Genomic DNA, 244 nt, shown 5'->3' on the forward strand with positions numbered 1-244 from the left:
AGGTCGAGAGCGAAGCGACCGAGCTGTCGGTTGAGCTGAGGCCCGTGGACAGCGAATTGATGCCCGTCGAGGTCGACGTGGACAACGAGCTGATCGAGCTGGTTGCCGACGAGAGACCGGTCGACGTGGAGGTCGACAGCGAAGCCACCGAGCTGTCGGTCGAGCTGAGGCCCGTGGACAACGAGTTGATGCCGGTCGAAGTCGACGTGGACAGCGAGCTGATCGAGCTGGTTGCCGACGAGAG

General features: G+C 63.5%; 1 protein-coding gene. It reads left to right on the forward strand.

The annotated features are described in order from the left end of the window. Positions 1-244 (forward strand): hypothetical protein (locus ACV22W_RS33785; RefSeq protein ID WP_448023883.1); only part of this gene is annotated, 244 nt, incomplete at both ends.

Source organism: Burkholderia sp. AW49-1, assembly GCF_053427845.1.